Annotated in this window: 15 protein-coding genes and 1 pseudogene; 7 read left to right on the top strand and 9 right to left on the bottom strand. The window is 62.3% G+C overall.

Going from position 1 to position 13805, the window contains the following annotated elements; genetic code table 11:
- The first annotated feature begins 83 nt into the window (after nucleotides 1-83).
- Nucleotides 84-992 carry a glutaminase B gene (glsB, locus tag APH36_RS01895; RefSeq protein WP_016711224.1) on the top strand — a complete coding sequence of 303 codons (909 nt, stop codon included), beginning with the start codon at nucleotides 84-86 and terminating at the stop codon, nucleotides 990-992.
- A 65-nt stretch (nucleotides 993-1057) separates the two neighbouring features.
- Nucleotides 1058-1514 (top strand): annotated as a pseudogene (locus APH36_RS01890) (anti-virulence regulator CigR family protein).
- 29 nt (nucleotides 1515-1543) lie between these two features.
- Here the strand turns inward: APH36_RS01890 and APH36_RS01885 are convergent.
- The 5 genes from APH36_RS01885 to APH36_RS01865 form a co-directional block, all read right to left on the bottom strand.
- Complete coding sequence (locus tag APH36_RS01885; protein ID WP_060497256.1) at nucleotides 1544-2308, bottom strand: hypothetical protein; 765 nt, start codon at nucleotides 2306-2308, stop codon at nucleotides 1544-1546.
- Nucleotides 2309-2372: 64 nt separating this feature from the next.
- A complete protein-coding gene (locus tag APH36_RS01880; protein ID WP_060497255.1) occupies nucleotides 2373-3650 on the bottom strand; it encodes a bifunctional O-acetylhomoserine aminocarboxypropyltransferase/cysteine synthase in 1278 nt (425 codons plus the stop codon).
- Nucleotides 3651-3882: 232 nt separating this feature from the next.
- The gene (locus tag APH36_RS01875) at nucleotides 3883-4653 is read right to left on the bottom strand and encodes an SDR family NAD(P)-dependent oxidoreductase (RefSeq protein ID WP_060497254.1); all 771 of its coding nucleotides are present in this window, start codon (nucleotides 4651-4653) and stop codon (nucleotides 3883-3885) included.
- A 120-nt stretch (nucleotides 4654-4773) separates the two neighbouring features.
- On the bottom strand, nucleotides 4774-5805 hold the full coding sequence (locus tag APH36_RS01870; RefSeq protein ID WP_060497253.1) for a 5'-nucleotidase: 1032 nt from the start codon (nucleotides 5803-5805) through the stop codon (nucleotides 4774-4776).
- Nucleotides 5806-5863: 58 nt separating this feature from the next.
- On the bottom strand, nucleotides 5864-6109 hold the full coding sequence (locus tag APH36_RS01865) for a hypothetical protein (protein WP_060497252.1): 246 nt from the start codon (nucleotides 6107-6109) through the stop codon (nucleotides 5864-5866).
- A 410-nt stretch (nucleotides 6110-6519) separates the two neighbouring features.
- Between APH36_RS01865 and APH36_RS01860 the strand changes: the two genes are divergently transcribed.
- On the top strand, nucleotides 6520-7005 hold the full coding sequence (locus tag APH36_RS01860; RefSeq protein ID WP_060497251.1) for a hypothetical protein: 486 nt from the start codon (nucleotides 6520-6522) through the stop codon (nucleotides 7003-7005).
- Between the two features lie 7 nt (nucleotides 7006-7012).
- On the opposite strand, the gene APH36_RS01855 is transcribed toward APH36_RS01860, so the two are convergent.
- Nucleotides 7013-7924, bottom strand: coding sequence for a LysR family transcriptional regulator (locus APH36_RS01855; protein WP_060497250.1), 912 nt, complete (start codon nucleotides 7922-7924; stop codon nucleotides 7013-7015).
- 94 nt (nucleotides 7925-8018) lie between these two features.
- Here APH36_RS01855 and APH36_RS01850 point away from each other — a divergent pair, with 94 nt between their 5' ends.
- Nucleotides 8019-9188, top strand: a complete 1170-nt coding sequence (locus APH36_RS01850; RefSeq protein WP_060497249.1) for an MFS transporter — start codon at nucleotides 8019-8021, stop codon at nucleotides 9186-9188.
- Between the two features lie 52 nt (nucleotides 9189-9240).
- Here the strand turns inward: APH36_RS01850 and APH36_RS01845 are convergent, their stop codons facing one another.
- The gene (locus tag APH36_RS01845; RefSeq protein WP_060497248.1) at nucleotides 9241-9864 is read right to left on the bottom strand and encodes a glutathione S-transferase family protein; all 624 of its coding nucleotides are present in this window, start codon (nucleotides 9862-9864) and stop codon (nucleotides 9241-9243) included.
- Nucleotides 9865-10063: 199 nt separating this feature from the next.
- Here APH36_RS01845 and APH36_RS01840 point away from each other — a divergent pair, with 199 nt between their 5' ends.
- Nucleotides 10064-10366, top strand: coding sequence for a DUF3077 domain-containing protein (locus APH36_RS01840; protein ID WP_060497247.1), 303 nt, complete (start codon nucleotides 10064-10066; stop codon nucleotides 10364-10366).
- A gap of 77 nt (nucleotides 10367-10443) precedes the next feature.
- Nucleotides 10444-11166 carry a hypothetical protein gene (locus APH36_RS01835; protein ID WP_060497246.1) on the top strand — a complete coding sequence of 241 codons (723 nt, stop codon included), beginning with the start codon at nucleotides 10444-10446 and terminating at the stop codon, nucleotides 11164-11166.
- Nucleotides 11167-11175: 9 nt separating this feature from the next.
- Here APH36_RS01835 and APH36_RS01830 read toward each other — a convergent pair whose 3' ends face one another.
- Nucleotides 11176-11718, bottom strand: a complete 543-nt coding sequence (locus APH36_RS01830) for a WYL domain-containing protein (RefSeq protein WP_060497245.1) — start codon at nucleotides 11716-11718, stop codon at nucleotides 11176-11178.
- Nucleotides 11719-11837: 119 nt separating this feature from the next.
- Between APH36_RS01830 and APH36_RS01825 the strand changes: the two genes are divergently transcribed.
- Entirely contained in the window at nucleotides 11838-12122 is a 285-nt protein-coding gene (locus tag APH36_RS01825) for a type II toxin-antitoxin system RelE/ParE family toxin (protein WP_025752732.1), read from the top strand.
- A gap of 46 nt (nucleotides 12123-12168) precedes the next feature.
- Here APH36_RS01825 and APH36_RS01820 read toward each other — a convergent pair whose 3' ends face one another.
- Nucleotides 12169-13593 carry a PLP-dependent aminotransferase family protein gene (locus tag APH36_RS01820; protein ID WP_060497244.1) on the bottom strand — a complete coding sequence of 475 codons (1425 nt, stop codon included), beginning with the start codon at nucleotides 13591-13593 and terminating at the stop codon, nucleotides 12169-12171.
- Between the last annotated feature and the right edge of the window lie 212 nt (nucleotides 13594-13805).

Raw genomic sequence — 13805 nt, 5'->3', positions numbered from 1 at the left:
CCGCGTGTGTGATTTTTTCCGCTCGACCTTCGTCAAGAAGGCTACCCCTTAGCCGTCGTCTGGGGACTGATACAGGGCCTTCCATGCAAACGCTGTTGAACGAGATTCTTGAAGAAGTACGTCCCTTGATCGGCAAGGGCAAAGTGGCGGATTACATTCCCGCGCTGGCCGATGTGCCGGCGAACCAGTTGGGTATCGCAGTCTATGGCAATGACGGCAGCTATCACTGCGCGGGCGACGCCCTGGTGCCATTTTCGGTGCAGAGTATTTCCAAGGTGTTCAGCCTGGTTCAGGCGATTGGGCACTCCGGTGAAGCCATTTGGGAGCGGCTTGGCCATGAGCCCTCGGGGCAGCCGTTCAACTCGCTGGTGCAGCTGGAGTTCGAGCGCGGTCGCCCGCGCAACCCCTTTATCAATGCGGGTGCGTTGGTGATCTGTGATATCAACCAGTCGCGCTTTGCAGCACCCACGTTGTCGATGCGCGATTTCGTCCGACGGCTCTCGGGCAACCCCCACATCTCGATCGATGCCCGTGTTGCGGATTCGGAATATCAATTTCGCGCGCGCAACGCGGCCATGGCTTACCTGATGCAGTCCTTTGGCAACTTCCATAACGAGGTAGAGGCTGTGCTGCGCAGTTATTTCAGCTACTGCGCGCTGCAAATGAACTGCCTGGATCTGGCCCGGGCGTTCTGTTTCCTGGCCAACGATGGGTTTTGCAAGCACAGCGGTGAGCAGATTCTGACCCGACGCCAGACGCAACAGGTGAACTCGATCATGGCCACCAGCGGGCTGTATGACGAAGCAGGGAACTTCGCCTATCGGGTGGGGTTGCCTGGCAAGAGTGGTGTGGGGGGCGGGATTGTCGCGATCGTGCCGGGGCAATTCACGGTGTGCGTGTGGTCGCCGGAGTTGAATGCGGCAGGCAACTCCCTCGCCGGGATGGCGGCGCTGGAGTTGCTGAGTTCGCGGATTGGCTGGTCGGTGTTTTGATCAGTGGGCGGACGCACAGGGCAACCCTGTAGCCATGCGTGACGAGGCCCGGTAAGGATGTCCCCATGGCCAGAACATCACACCCGACAGCCCTGCTGACTTCGTTGGCAGTGGCATTCGCCGCTGGCCAGACCTTTGCCGACCCAGGTAACGGCAAAGGGCAGGGGCACGGCAAGGCACAGCATGCTCAAGGCCAGGGTAATGCAGGTGGCCATAAGCAGGGTAAGGGCGGTAACGACTGGCATGGTGGCCCGTCCATCGACCGCGGCGATGTGCTGGGCATTCTTGGCGGCCACCGCAGTTACTGGAGCCCGGTGCCTGCATTGCCGCCCGGCATTCAGAAGAACCTGGCGCGTGGCAAGCCACTACCGCCCGGCATCGCCAAGAAGCTGGACGGCCGCCTGCTGGGGCAGTTGCCATCACTACGATGGCTATGAGTGGATGCAGGCGGGTGCGGACCTGATACTTGTCGCTGCGGCAACCGGGATTATCTACGAAGTGTTGAACGGGGCGTTTGACTGAGCAGTGCTGAGCCACCCCACGCAGGCTTGTCAGCGCCGTCGCAATACGGTGGCCAGCCCGACGGTCAGCGCCACGGCGCAGAGCATGGCCAGGCTGATGGCTACGGTAACCCCCCACGTGTCGAGCAACGCTGCCAACACCAGGTAAAACGCAATCACCCCCACCGCCCCAATCGCATTGCCCCGTACCATGGCCGCCATGCCGGCCCGGCCATTCTGCACATGGGCGAACACCACCAGCGGCCAGGCAATCACTGGAATCGGCGCCAGCATCCCGCTGGTTGCCGGGCCCAGCCAGCTGGCCAGGCGGGTGGTGATCATCAGCAGTGACGTGGCAGATACCATTCTGAGCGGGATCTCCCAGTACCGGTACCTGGGGCGGGCCAGGGTATCGGGTTTGGGCTCTTGACCGCTGGCGCGTATCAGTACGCCAATCAGCACTAGCGCCACGGCAATCGACAGGTACAGGTTGCCCCAGTGCGTAAACGCATAGGCAGCCAGCCCGTAAAACAGCAACGCCAGCGGCACGGCCTGGGCGATGCCGAGCCTGCGTGTGGCCAACAGGTAAAACATATAGGTGGCTTGCACCGCCGCCAGGCCGCCCAGCGCGCCGGGCAATGCGCCCAAGGCGAAAGCCGTGCCCTGTTCCAGGCACAGGAAGGTCATCACCAGCGCGGAGGTGATCGGCAGGCCGGACAGCAGCCCACCCAGCAGGCCGCCCCAGCGCCGCGAGGCAAGGGAAATGGCCCACATCAGCAGGGGCGTGACAATTAGCTTGAGGTAGAACAGGGTCATTGCGGGGGTGTCCAGGCTCGGTGAAGGTGCGCCCGCCGTCAGCATTGGGTGGGGCGCGGATGCATCAGGTGCGGCTGGCCTCCAGGGCCTGGGCCAGGTCGGCGATGATGTCGTCGCTGTGCTCGATGCCGATCGACAAACGCACCATGTCCCGTGGCACGCCGGCCCTTTCCAGCTCTTCATCGTTGAGCTGGCGGTGGGTGGTGGAGGCGGGGTGGCAGGCCAGCGACTTGGCGTCGCCGATGTTCACCAGGCGCACCACCAGTTGCAGCGCATCGATGAAGCGCGCACCGGCCGCCTGGCCTCCCTTGATGCCAAATGACAGGATCGAAGCGGGCTTGCCACCGGTGTAGCGTTGGGCCAGTTCATGCTCGGGGTGGTCGGGCAGCCCGGCGTACTTCACCCAGGCCACCTGTTCGTGAGCCTGCAGGTAATGGGCGACCTTCAGCGCGTTTTCGGTGTGGCGTTCCATGCGCAGGGCCAACGTTTCCAGGCCTTGCAGGATCAGGAAGGCGTTGAACGGCGACAGCGCGGCGCCGGTGTTGCGCAACGGCACCACGCGGCAGCGGCCGATGAAGGCGGCGGGGCCGAAGGCTTCGGTATAGGTGACGCCGTGGTAGGAAGGGTCGGGCGTATTGAGCAGGGCGAAACGCTCCTTGTTGTCAGCCCAAGGGAACTTGCCGGAGTCGATGACGATGCCGCCGATGCTGGTGCCATGGCCGCCGATGTACTTGGTCAGCGAATGCACGACGATGTCCGCGCCATGCTCGAACGGTCGGCACAGAACCGGGGTGGCCACGGTGTTGTCGACGATCAGTGGCACACCATGGCGGTGGGCGGCTTCGGCCAGTGCGGCGATATCGACGATATTGCCGGCAGGGTTGCCGATGGACTCGCAGAACACCGCCTTGGTGCGTGCGTCGATCAACGCTTCGAGGGCCGCGATGTCGTCATGGGCGGCGAAGCGGGTATGGATGCCCATGCGTGGCAGGGTATGGGCCAGCAGGTTGTAGGTCCCACCGTACAGCTTGGCCACCGAGACAATGTTGTCGCCGGCCTCGGCGACCGTCTGGATGGCGTAGGTGATGGCTGACATGCCCGAGGCCACCGCCAGCGCGCCAACCCCGCCTTCGAGGGCGGCCATGCGCTGCTCCAGCACGTCGTTGGTGGGGTTCATGATGCGCGAGTAGATGTTGCCGGCCACCTTCAGGTCGAACAGATCGGCACCGTGCTGGGTGTCGTCGAAGGCGAAGGAGGTGGTCTGGTAAATGGGTACGGCCACCGCCCGGGTGGTTGGGTCGGGGCTGAAGCCTGCATGGACGGCGAGGGTTTCCAGCTTCATGCAATCGTTCCTTGAGCGTGGGTGGAAGCGCTCGAGCATGCGGTGGCGCGAGGGTGTGGGTCAAGGGCGTCGTGCCGGCGCTCACTGGGCCTGGCAGATTGTAAAGATAGGGGGGGCATGGCGGTGGCGGTGGCTTTGGTGGCCATCAGGGCGGCGGCCCACGCTAAGCTGACCCCGCGATGAAACGCACTGCCTCGGCCGGGCTGCAACAGTGCACCCGACGCGAGTGCACTCACCACACGATCCGCTCGCCGTCCCATCCCCAAAAGCTTCCGCTCTCTGCCGGCCCAAGCCGCCCTACCTGCTCGATCACGCACTGTGCGGCAAATGCCGGCTCAAACAGCTTCCCCTCCGGCACGTTCCCTTGAAACGGTCGCGACAGTTCGGTATCGGTGGTTCCCGGATGCAGTGTCAACACGGTAGCCGCAGGGTTGAGGCGTTTCAGCTCGATGCTTGCCGTGTGCAGTAGCTGATTCAGCGCCGCCTTGCTCGCACGATAGCTGTACCAGCCACCCAGTCGGTTGTCGCCGATCGAGCCAACCTTGGCCGACAGCGCTGCAAAGGTTGCGGGCTGTTTGCGCAGCAATGGCAGCAGGTGCTTGAGCAACAAGATGGGGGCGAACGCATTGGTGGCGAAGCTGGCCTGCAAACTGGCGAGGTCCAATTGGCCCAGCGACTTCTCGGCTTTCGCCCCCTCCGTGTGGAGGAGGCCGAGTGTGCTGATGACCAGATGAAGATGCGTGCAGGCAATGCCCACCTCGCTTGCAAGCGCGGTAAGAGCCAGCTCGTCGCGCGCATCGTAGTCCAGCGGTACTACGCGTTCGCCATGTGCCTGGGCAAGTGCAAGCAGCCCGTCAGCGGTGCTGGCGTGCCGCGCCACGGCCCAGACCCGGTTCACATCGTCGCGGGCCAGCAATGCCGTGCACAGCGCCAGGCCAATGCCTCGGCTTGCACCGCAGACCAACACACTGGCTTTGCCGGTCAGTCCGGGGATCAAAGCCATTGAGCGCGCTTCGTGAGACACTTTTGATCACCCTTGCAGGTTCGTTTTAGAGTCCTGCTACTGGAGTGCTGCCTTTCCGGGTCCGAGGTTGTGACGGCTGCGTAGCGCAGCACAGCTAGTCTACGTTGCCCGCAAAATAGTGGCTACTGGCGCATCTTGCGCTGAGTGATCAGCTTGCACAGTTTCAGCAGCTGCCGTGATTGTGTGAGAAAGCTTCGGCGTCGTGTGCCTGTTAGCGACCCCGAATGGCACATGCACCATTGGCAGGTTCCCGGCTGGCGATTGCAAGTGAGAGCGCTGGTCGTCAAAGAACACATGCGGCTTGAGGATCGACAGCACCCTGGGCTTCTCCATCCCGCCTAGAAAGAAGCATTCATCCGGCGACACGCCCCAATCCTTCAAGGTCGTCACTACACGCTCATGTGAGGGAGCGTTGCGCGCCGTGACGATGGCGATCCGCAGAATCCGCTTGTAGTTCGGGTCTTCTGCCAGCTTGCGATCCTCCAGCATGCGAATCAGTGAAAGTTTGCGGTACAAGTCTGCCAAGGGCCCTGGCGAGTGCGGGGTGCCTTTGTGTACGCGCTCATGCTCCTGAAAGTCGTTCAGATTGTCGTTGCGCTTGTACACGCTCTCTGCTTCATCGTCGGCAATCACGCCATCGAAGTCGAAGGCCACCCGTAGCTCTGTGTCTATTTCATCGTCGTAGATGCGTGTAGGCAGCACCCGCCCGGCCGGGTAGTTGGCGTCGATGGCCTTTTGCACATCTTCTTCGTTGGCACTGAGGAACAGTGACGCATTGAACGCCGGGATGTATTCATAGGGCGAGCGGCCCGACATGAACGCCGCGCGGGTAATGTCCAGCTGGTAGTGGCTTATCGAGCGGAACACCCGCAGGCCGGTTGCCGGCGAGTTGCGTGAGAGCAGCACCACTTCCACTGGCAATTGGTCGGGGAAGGCCTGGTTGATGCTCAGGAAGCGGCGAATGAACGGGAACGCCACTCCCCTTGGAAACGGTTCGTCCAGGTTGTCTTCCTGGTGCTGGCGGTAGGCCTCGACCCCTTGGGTCTTGTAGATGTCGTCCGAGACGGTGAGGTCGAACAGCGCACTCGAGGCAACGCCGATGACCAGTTTCTGTTCAATGGGGTAAGGCATGAAGCTGCTCCTGCAAGTGGCCTGGGGCAAGTGTACGCGTGCGTTGTGTGTAAAGCCCTCAGGCCTCCGGGGTCAGCCCGAGGAGCACTTGAATCTGGTACTGCAACTGGCTCACATGTTCGCGCTCTGCGCGCAGGGCCGCGTGCAATGTGCTGTTCTCCTGTTTGTGGAGACGGGCGGTTTGCTCCAGTTCACGGTCGCTCTGCAACAGGTTCCACATCTCGCCTTGGCGGACGGATTGCAGGCATACAAGCAGCAGGGTGATGCCGCAGACACACAACAGGGAGATTTCCAGCGCTTCCATTTAACGTTTCCTTGGGACGTGGCAACAAGCCGGTAAGCGAGACGATATGTCTATTATGAATACATGTCGATATTGGTGACTTGTACAGGTAAAGGAATGGTGCAGGTTCTTCGGGGCTTGCCTGGGTGCGGCAGCACGCAAGGGCAAGGCAATTTGATATCACGTTTCGGATGCAGCGCCGTTCTGGCAAGGCTTTACCTGCAATCGGCCTGTTGTTGGCAGAAGAAGAGCGGTTTTGCCCAAATATGGCTGGTTAGTTGACATATGCGGAAGGCTTTACTTGGCGGTGAGCAAGCCGGTCAGGCTTCTCAGATGCTGACCAATCACTCAATTGCGCGATGCACCAGTGGATCCGCTGATGCCATTTTGATAGCTTTCCGCCCATTGCCGCTGTATCCGGACAGGAATTGATGAGCCAGCCACACGAACACAGCACTTTGACCCCGCTCGCGGAGCCGACGGTAGACAAGGTGATCGAAAGCACCCCTCAGGCAGATGTTTCGCCTCAGCCGGCCTCCGAGCAAGGCACGTTGCAGGCCAGTATCGATGCACTGAACCAGAAGCTTGTGGCAAGTACCCTGGCCCGGGTGCAGAAGGAGGGGGCTATCCGCAAGCGCCTTGAACAGCACCAGCAACAACTGGCAGAAGGCAACCTGGCCAGGGAGGGCCTGTCGAGCACGGTGACCACGGCGCTGAAGAAGCTCGCACAGGCGACCAACACCCAGGCAGACCGCGTCGACAGCGTGGAGGCGCGGTTGGCCAGCCTGGCCGAACGACAGTGTGAGTGCGAAAGCCAGCAAGCGCACGGTTGGCCAGCGTATCTGGAGCGTCATGCCGTGTCGTTGGTGGCCTTGGCCGTGGCGGTGTTCACGCTGGGGCTGCACGTGCTTGGTTAATGCACCGCTATAGGCGCGTGCGCTGGCTGCCAGACAGCTGCTCTACCAGAAAGTCCACAAACACCCGCACCCGCGCCGGCATCGCCGAGCCGCCAACGAACACCGCATGAATCGGCTCGCGATCGTCAGGGTTGTACGCCTCCAGCAGCGGTACCAGCTGCCCGCTGGCCAGGTCATCGACCACGGTGAAGGTGCCGATGCGCGCTACGCCGGCCCCCAGCCTGGCCAGTTGTGCCAGGGCTTCACCGCTGCTGCATTCGATATTGCCGGTCACCTTCAGTGAAAACACTTCGCCATTGCGCCGAAACGGCCAGTCGGGTGCGGCGCGGCGAAAGTTGAAGCGCAGGCAGTTGTGCCGGGCCAGGTCCTCTGGCACCAATGGGGTACCGCAGCGTTGCAGGTACTCGGGCGAGGCGACCACTACCTGGCCGGTTTCGCCAATGGCACGCGCACTCAACGAGCTGTCTGGCAGGTGGCCGAAGCGCAGCGCTACGTCGGTCTGGCCGCCGAGAATATCGGCAACCTCGTCGCTTAGGGTCAGGTCGACCAGCACTTGAGGATAGCGCGCGCTGAACGCCGCCAGCAGCGGCACCACGGTCAGGCGGCCATGGCCCAACGCAGCGCTTACCCGCAAGCGGCCGCGGGGCACGCCCTGGTCGGTGATGGCGTCCTCGAGTTCCAGCATGTCGGCCAGCACCCGTCGCGCACCGCGCAGGTAGGCCTCACCCTCGGGTGTGAGGGTGATCGCCCGGGTGGTGCGCAGCAGCAGGCGCGTGCCCAGGCGCTGTTCGGTACGGGCGAGGATGCGGCTGACGGCAGAAGGTGTCAGGCCCAATGCCCGGGCAGCGGCGGACAGGCTGCCTTCTTGCGCCACCCTGGCAAAAATCTCCATCTCTCCGGATCTTCCACTGAAGTCCATTTGTGTCTCGCAGGCAAAGGTGATTCGCAAAAACGCAGTCTAGTGCGTTTTTTAAACAGTTTGTAGCATTTGCGGCATAGATAAGGAGCTTGCCATGCGTATCAATCCACCTCTGGTCGCACTCGCCATCGGTGCCTTCGGCATCGGTGTCACCGAGTTCGCCCCCATGGGCATGTTGCCCAGTATCGCCACCGACCTTGGCGTTTCCATTCCTGCTGCAGGGCTGTTGGTCAGTGCCTATGCCATCGGTGTGCTGATTGGCGCGCCATTGATGACCCTGGCCACGGTGAAGATCCCGCGACGATACCTGTTGATCGGGCTGATGGCCATTTTCACCTTGGGCAACCTGATGTCGGCGCTGGCCAGTGACTACGCCAGCCTGATGGTGGCCCGCGTGGTCACTTCGTTGAACCACGGCGCATTTTTCGGCATCGGCTCGATCGTTGCGGCCAGTGTGGTGCCGCCCGAGAAGCGCGCTGGCGCCGTGGCGGCGATGTTCATGGGCTTGACCCTGGCCACCATCGGCGGGGTGCCTCTGGCGACCTGGTTTGGTGAAATGTTGGGCTGGCGCACAGCGTTCTGGGGTATTGCCGGGCTTGGCCTGGTGGCGATGACCACGCTCTGGTATGCGCTGCCCAATGTCGCATTGCCCAAGGGTGACGGCGCCATGGCAGAAATCCGCGTATTGGGCCGCGGGCCGGTATTGGCGGCCTTGCTGCTGACCGTGGTGGGTTCCAGTGCAATGTTTACCGTGTTCACCTACATCGCGCCAATCCTGCAGAACGAGGCGGCGGCGTCTACCACCTTCGTGACAGTCATGCTGGTGCTGTTCGGGGCTGGCCTGACCCTGGGCAATGTGTGGGGTGGCAAGGCAGCGGACCGTTCGATCGATCGCACCCTGATCCTGTCGTTGGCGGTGCTGATTGCGGTCCTGCTGGTGTTTCCGCTGGTTCTGGCCTGGCCACTGCCGACGGCTTTGGCGGTGCTGGTCTGGGGGGCCGCCAGCTTTGCCCTGGTGCCGCCGTTGCAGATGCGGGTGATGGAAGCGGCCAAGGATGCGCCCAACCTGGCGTCGGCGGTGAACATTGGCGCGTTCAACCTGGGCAATGCGATTGGCGCGGCGCTTGGTGGCGCGGTGATCAATGCAGGGTTGGGTTACCCGGCGATTGCCCTGGCAGGCGCGGCGATGGCGGCGTTGGGCCTGGTGATGGTGCTGCTGTTTGCCTGGCGTGGTCGGATGGTGGCGGGCCAGGTTGCGGTGTAACAAGCCTGTATCGCCGGGGCTGCACGCAGCCCCGGCGTCTTCCTTTTCGCTGTCAGGGCGTGCCGTTGCGACCATGCAGGTGATAGGCCGGGCGCTCGCTCAGGCGTTCGTAGTAATCACGTACGGCCGGCAAGTGCGGGTGCTCGAACGGTGTTTCGAACCAGCGGTTGACCGACAGGCCGATAGGGATGTCGGCCAGGGTGAACTGGCTGCCGGCCACATAGGCACCGGTGCTGGCCAGCTGGCGGTCAAGGATGTGCATGTAACGCGACCACTCGGCGCAGCCGGCGGCGAGCGCCTGTGGGTCCTGGTGGGCGGGCGAATGCCTGACCAGCGACATGAATGCATAGCTCCAGGAGCGGTTCAGGTCCGAGGCCTGCCAGTCGATCCACTGGTCGATCCTGGCCCGTGCCTGCGCCTCGCTCGGGTAGAACGCAGTGGCACCGTAGCGGTTGGCCAGGTAGCGGATGATGCTGTTGGACTCCCACAGCGTAAAGTCGCCATCCTGGATCACCGGGATCATGGCGTTGGGGTTAAGCGCAAGGAACTCGGCACGGTCGGTGGGCTGGAAGCCCGAGCCCCAGTCTTCACGCTCGAACGCGACTTCGAACTCGGCACAGGCCCACAGGACTTTCCGCACGTTGATGGAAGAGGCTCGGCCCAGTATCCGTAGCATGGTATTCGTCCTTGTAGAGGGGGAGTTGATCGTCCGCCACTGCCCAGGGGCTGGTCAAGGGGCAGATCAGCGACCGAGCGCCCCTTCAGCCGGGTTCTTGTAGGCCATTTCCGAAAGTAACCCTTTCCACCCCAATGGCCATTGTGGTCGCACCGGCAGCCCCCTAGTCTCGGCACGCTCTTAACCCCGAGGAATGGACATGGACAACGACACGCCCCAAAACAGCAGCAAGCTCAATGTCGTGAGCGCGGCAAGCCGGTTTGGCAATGCCAATGCCGAACTGGTGCAAATGAAACCTCAGCTGCCATTGCGCACCGCACTGATGGAAGCTTCCAGCATCATGGGTTGCATCACCGAAATCACCCGCAAGGCCATCGACAGGCCAGGTGACCGCAAGGCGATGATGCAAGCCACGTTCTATCTGGCAGGTATGGCCAAGGCACTGATCGATGGCCAGTTGCTGCAGATGCGTCAGGCGCGCGAAGGCGAAGGTGACGCCTAGCCAGGCTTGCCTGGGGGCCACGAACTTGGCAACCTTGGGCGGTTTGAATCGCGTATCACCACAGAAGGAAGCATGCATTGAGCTGGGACAAGGTGGGGAAGCTTCTCGTCGCCGTGCTGATTGGCCTGATGGTCCTGTTGGCCGCCTACGCGCTGCTCAGGGGCAACCCGCGCCTGGAGGCGTCACTGACCTATGCCTACCTCACTTACCCCAGCCAGTTCAGCGAGCGTATCAGCAAGGCCAGCGAACAGCTCAAGTACGAGCAGTTGCAGGGGCGTATCAACAGCATCGACCAGGGCGGGCTGAGCCATGACCAGGTCGAGCGGCTGATCGAAATGGCCCAGGCACCGTATGCCCAGCTGTTCGCCAAACCGTTCGAGGCCGGGTTGGTCGATCACCGTACGGGGTTGCTCATCGAGTTGCTCAACAGTGGCGACGCTCAGGTACGCCAGGTGCGCATTCGCTTGCCAGCCAAAGGGCTGGTGCAAGTGCGCGATGCTGCCGGTAACGACACGCTGCTGGAAAACGCCACCGCGCAGGTAGATATCCCGGCCATCGAGCCTGGTGGCACCTGCAAGGTATGGGTGTATTTCGATGCCGACTTTTCGCAGATCCGCCAAGGCGGGGTCAGCATCAGCCACGCCGACGGTGTGGCCAATGTGCAGGTGTACCACCAGGTTATCGGTTTCCCTGCGACGGTGGCCCGCTACAGCCGTGAGCTGATGGTGTTGCTGGGGGTGTTGGGGCTCAGTGTGTTGGGCCTTGGGTATGCCTGCCTCGCGCGACGTCGCGCGGTTTGACTGCGCCGGTCAATATTCGCCATCGTGCAGCGCCAGGCTCTGGCGCAACTGTTCCAGCATGGCCACGCGCAGCACGTGGGGCGCATGCACCCGGATCGAACCGGCTTGGGACAGCAGCCAGGTCATCAGCGCGCGGTTGTCGTCGACGCTCGCCTGTAGCGTGGCACCGCCATTTTCTTGTGGCGTCAGTTGCATATCCGTAGACAGTGGCTGCGCTTCCAGGCGCCGGGCCAGTACGTCATCGACCCAGGCGTGCAGTTCAATGCGCTGCGGCGAGACAAGTACGTCGGGCTGCAACTGTTGTGCTTCGTTCAGGTCCAGGCCCGGTTGCCAGTACCAGCCGTAAGGTATGCCTTTGCTGTTGCATTGCAGTGGGAACAGCGCAGCGAGCTCGACCAGGTCGCGCTCAACAGTGCGTTTGCTGGTGGTATGCCCCACGGTCTTCAGGGCGGCCTGCAACTGGGTGGAGCTCATTCCCGGGTGGCGGCCGGGCAGTAACTTGAGGAGCTGCCACTGGCGGGCGATGGTATGGCGGGTGGGGTGGCTGGGCAAAGGGCTCGTCCTTGAAGCAGGCGCCAAACCTGTCGTGTGATGGCGTATGGCTATTGCCTCAGCATACCCTTTTGCTGAATGGGATCCAAGTTTTCGGTCGAGGCATTCAGTGTCTCTGGATGACCTATAAGCTAGATTTTCTGCCTTCGGCATTAAAGGAGTGGAGCAAGCTTGGCCACACTGTGCGTGAGCAGATCAAGAAAAAACTCGGCGAGCGTTTACAATCGCCGAAGGTACAGGCCGATGCGCTGCGTGACTTGCCGAACCACTACACAATCAAGCTCAGGGCCTCCGGGTATCGCCTAGTGTATCGGGTTGAGGACGAGCGAATCGTTGTCGTAGTGGTTTCGGTTGGTAAGCGCGAGCGCAGTGGGGTCTACCCTGCGGCTCAAAGCGTTAGATGATGGCACGCTGGTGCATTCACAATATGCTCAGCGCCCGCCATACACACTACACCCCACCCCGCCGCACATGCTGCACCAGCACCTTCTCCAGCAACTCCCACATCGCCGGCTCCGTGCTGAACGCCACATTGAACCGCATCCACCCGGTCGCCTTGGCATCCACCATGAACAACTGCCCAGGCCCAAGCATGATGCCTTTCTCAAGCGCATCATCCAGCAGCGCCGCGCTGTCCGGAATGGCCGGGTGGCGGGTCCAGATGTACATGCCTTCATCCGATTCGATGAACAGTTCAAAGCCCAATCGATGCAAATGCCGGCCAACTTCCTGATGCGCCTCGGCCAGGCGTTGGCGCAGGCGCTTGAGGTGTTTGCGCCAACGACCGTCGATGATTGCGGCGTACACCACGCGCTCCATCACCTGTGAGGTGGTCAGGCCCGAACGCATTTTCAGGTGCAACAGTTTCTGCATCAGCTCGGGGTTGGCCAGCATGTAGCCGACCCGCACGTTGGGCGAAATGCTCTTGGAGTAGCTGCCCACGTACACCACCTGCTGCAGGTGGTCGAGGCTGGCCAGGCAGGGCTGCGGTTCGGCGACCATGTCGGCGTACAGGTTGTTTTCCACCAGGCGGAAGCCGTGCTGGCTGGCCAGTTGCAACAGGCGGTGCAACTGCGGCAGCGGGGTGCGGGAGCAGGTGGGGCTGTGCAGGTGCGGCTGGGTGAAGAACGCGGTCGGACGGTGGTGGGTGAGCAAGTGCTCCAGCTGGTTCAGGTCGTAACCGGCCGGGGTGCGTGGCACGCCGACCAGGTTGGCGCCCTGCGTGCGCAGAATGCTCATCAGGTTGGGGTAGCCAGGGTCGTCCACCAGCACCACATCGCCTGGGCGCACCAGCGTGCGGGCGGCCAGGTCCAGGGCCTGGCTGGCGCCGTGGGTGAGCATCAGTTGCGCAGGGTTGGCGACGATCGACAGCTCTTGCTGCAGGTTCTGCGCGGTCAGTGCACGCAGCTCCATCAGGCCCATGGGGTCGCCGTAGCCGGATAATTCCAGCGGGCTGCCGGCCACCTGACGCAGGCCGCGACGCAAGCCGTCTTCGTACATCCAGTCGTTGGGCAGCCACCCGCACCCCGGTTTGTACGGCAACTGGCGGATCTCGAAGATCTGCTGCAGGTACCACTCGGAGTTGAACGTTGGTCGACTGGTATCAGCCTCGGCGTTGTGCGTGTCCAGTAGTTCGCCCGCCGCACGGTTTACGAAGAACCCCGCATTGCCACGGCTTACCAGCAGCCCTTGGGCGACCAGGCGGTCGTAGGCCTCGACCACGGTGAAGGTGCTCACCGAATAGCTCGCGGCAAAGGCGCGGATCGACGGCACCTTGGCGCCTGGCTTGAGGGTCTGGTTGTCGATCAGCTCGCGCAGCCCGTCAATGATCTGGTTGACCAGCGGGGTTGAGGAGTCTGGATGTAATTCGAACATTCGGGGCCTTCAGGGTGCGTATCGCCTGGCGTTTGCAGGGTGTACTGCATGGGCGACCTGTACAGTGCAGTGCGAGTTTCATGCCACTGTGCATGGCTCTCTGCGTCGGACATTTTTACATTAGGTGTCGGATATCGCCACATAAAGCATGTTCAGTTCGCTCCAGGCAGCCGCCCTGGGGCGCGTCAGCAGGCCGCCATGGAAGGCCTGCG

The sequence above is a fragment of the Pseudomonas sp. NBRC 111133 genome (assembly GCF_001320605.1).
In the GTDB taxonomy this organism is placed as follows: Bacteria; Pseudomonadota; Gammaproteobacteria; order Pseudomonadales; family Pseudomonadaceae; genus Aquipseudomonas; species Aquipseudomonas monteilii.
This window is presented reverse-complemented; position numbering and strand designations above follow the sequence as displayed.

Coding starts and splice junctions, on each gene's coding strand:
- APH36_RS01850 (WP_060497249.1), top strand. CDS start 8,019: ATGCGTATCAATCCACCTCTGGTCGCACTCGCCATCGGTGCCTTCGGC.
- APH36_RS01845 (WP_060497248.1), bottom strand. CDS start 9,864: ATGCTACGGATACTGGGCCGAGCCTCTTCCATCAACGTGCGGAAAGTC.
- APH36_RS01820 (WP_060497244.1), bottom strand. CDS start 13,593: ATGTTCGAATTACATCCAGACTCCTCAACCCCGCTGGTCAACCAGATC.
- APH36_RS01865 (WP_060497252.1), bottom strand. CDS start 6,109: ATGGAAGCGCTGGAAATCTCCCTGTTGTGTGTCTGCGGCATCACCCTG.
- APH36_RS01880 (WP_060497255.1), bottom strand. CDS start 3,650: ATGAAGCTGGAAACCCTCGCCGTCCATGCAGGCTTCAGCCCCGACCCA.
- APH36_RS01870 (WP_060497253.1), bottom strand. CDS start 5,805: ATGCCTTACCCCATTGAACAGAAACTGGTCATCGGCGTTGCCTCGAGT.
- APH36_RS01825 (WP_025752732.1), top strand. CDS start 11,838: ATGACCTATAAGCTAGATTTTCTGCCTTCGGCATTAAAGGAGTGGAGC.
- APH36_RS01885 (WP_060497256.1), bottom strand. CDS start 2,308: ATGACCCTGTTCTACCTCAAGCTAATTGTCACGCCCCTGCTGATGTGG.
- APH36_RS01840 (WP_060497247.1), top strand. CDS start 10,064: ATGGACAACGACACGCCCCAAAACAGCAGCAAGCTCAATGTCGTGAGC.
- glsB (WP_016711224.1), top strand. CDS start 84: ATGCAAACGCTGTTGAACGAGATTCTTGAAGAAGTACGTCCCTTGATC.
- APH36_RS01855 (WP_060497250.1), bottom strand. CDS start 7,924: ATGGACTTCAGTGGAAGATCCGGAGAGATGGAGATTTTTGCCAGGGTG.
- APH36_RS01875 (WP_060497254.1), bottom strand. CDS start 4,653: ATGGCTTTGATCCCCGGACTGACCGGCAAAGCCAGTGTGTTGGTCTGC.
- APH36_RS01860 (WP_060497251.1), top strand. CDS start 6,520: ATGAGCCAGCCACACGAACACAGCACTTTGACCCCGCTCGCGGAGCCG.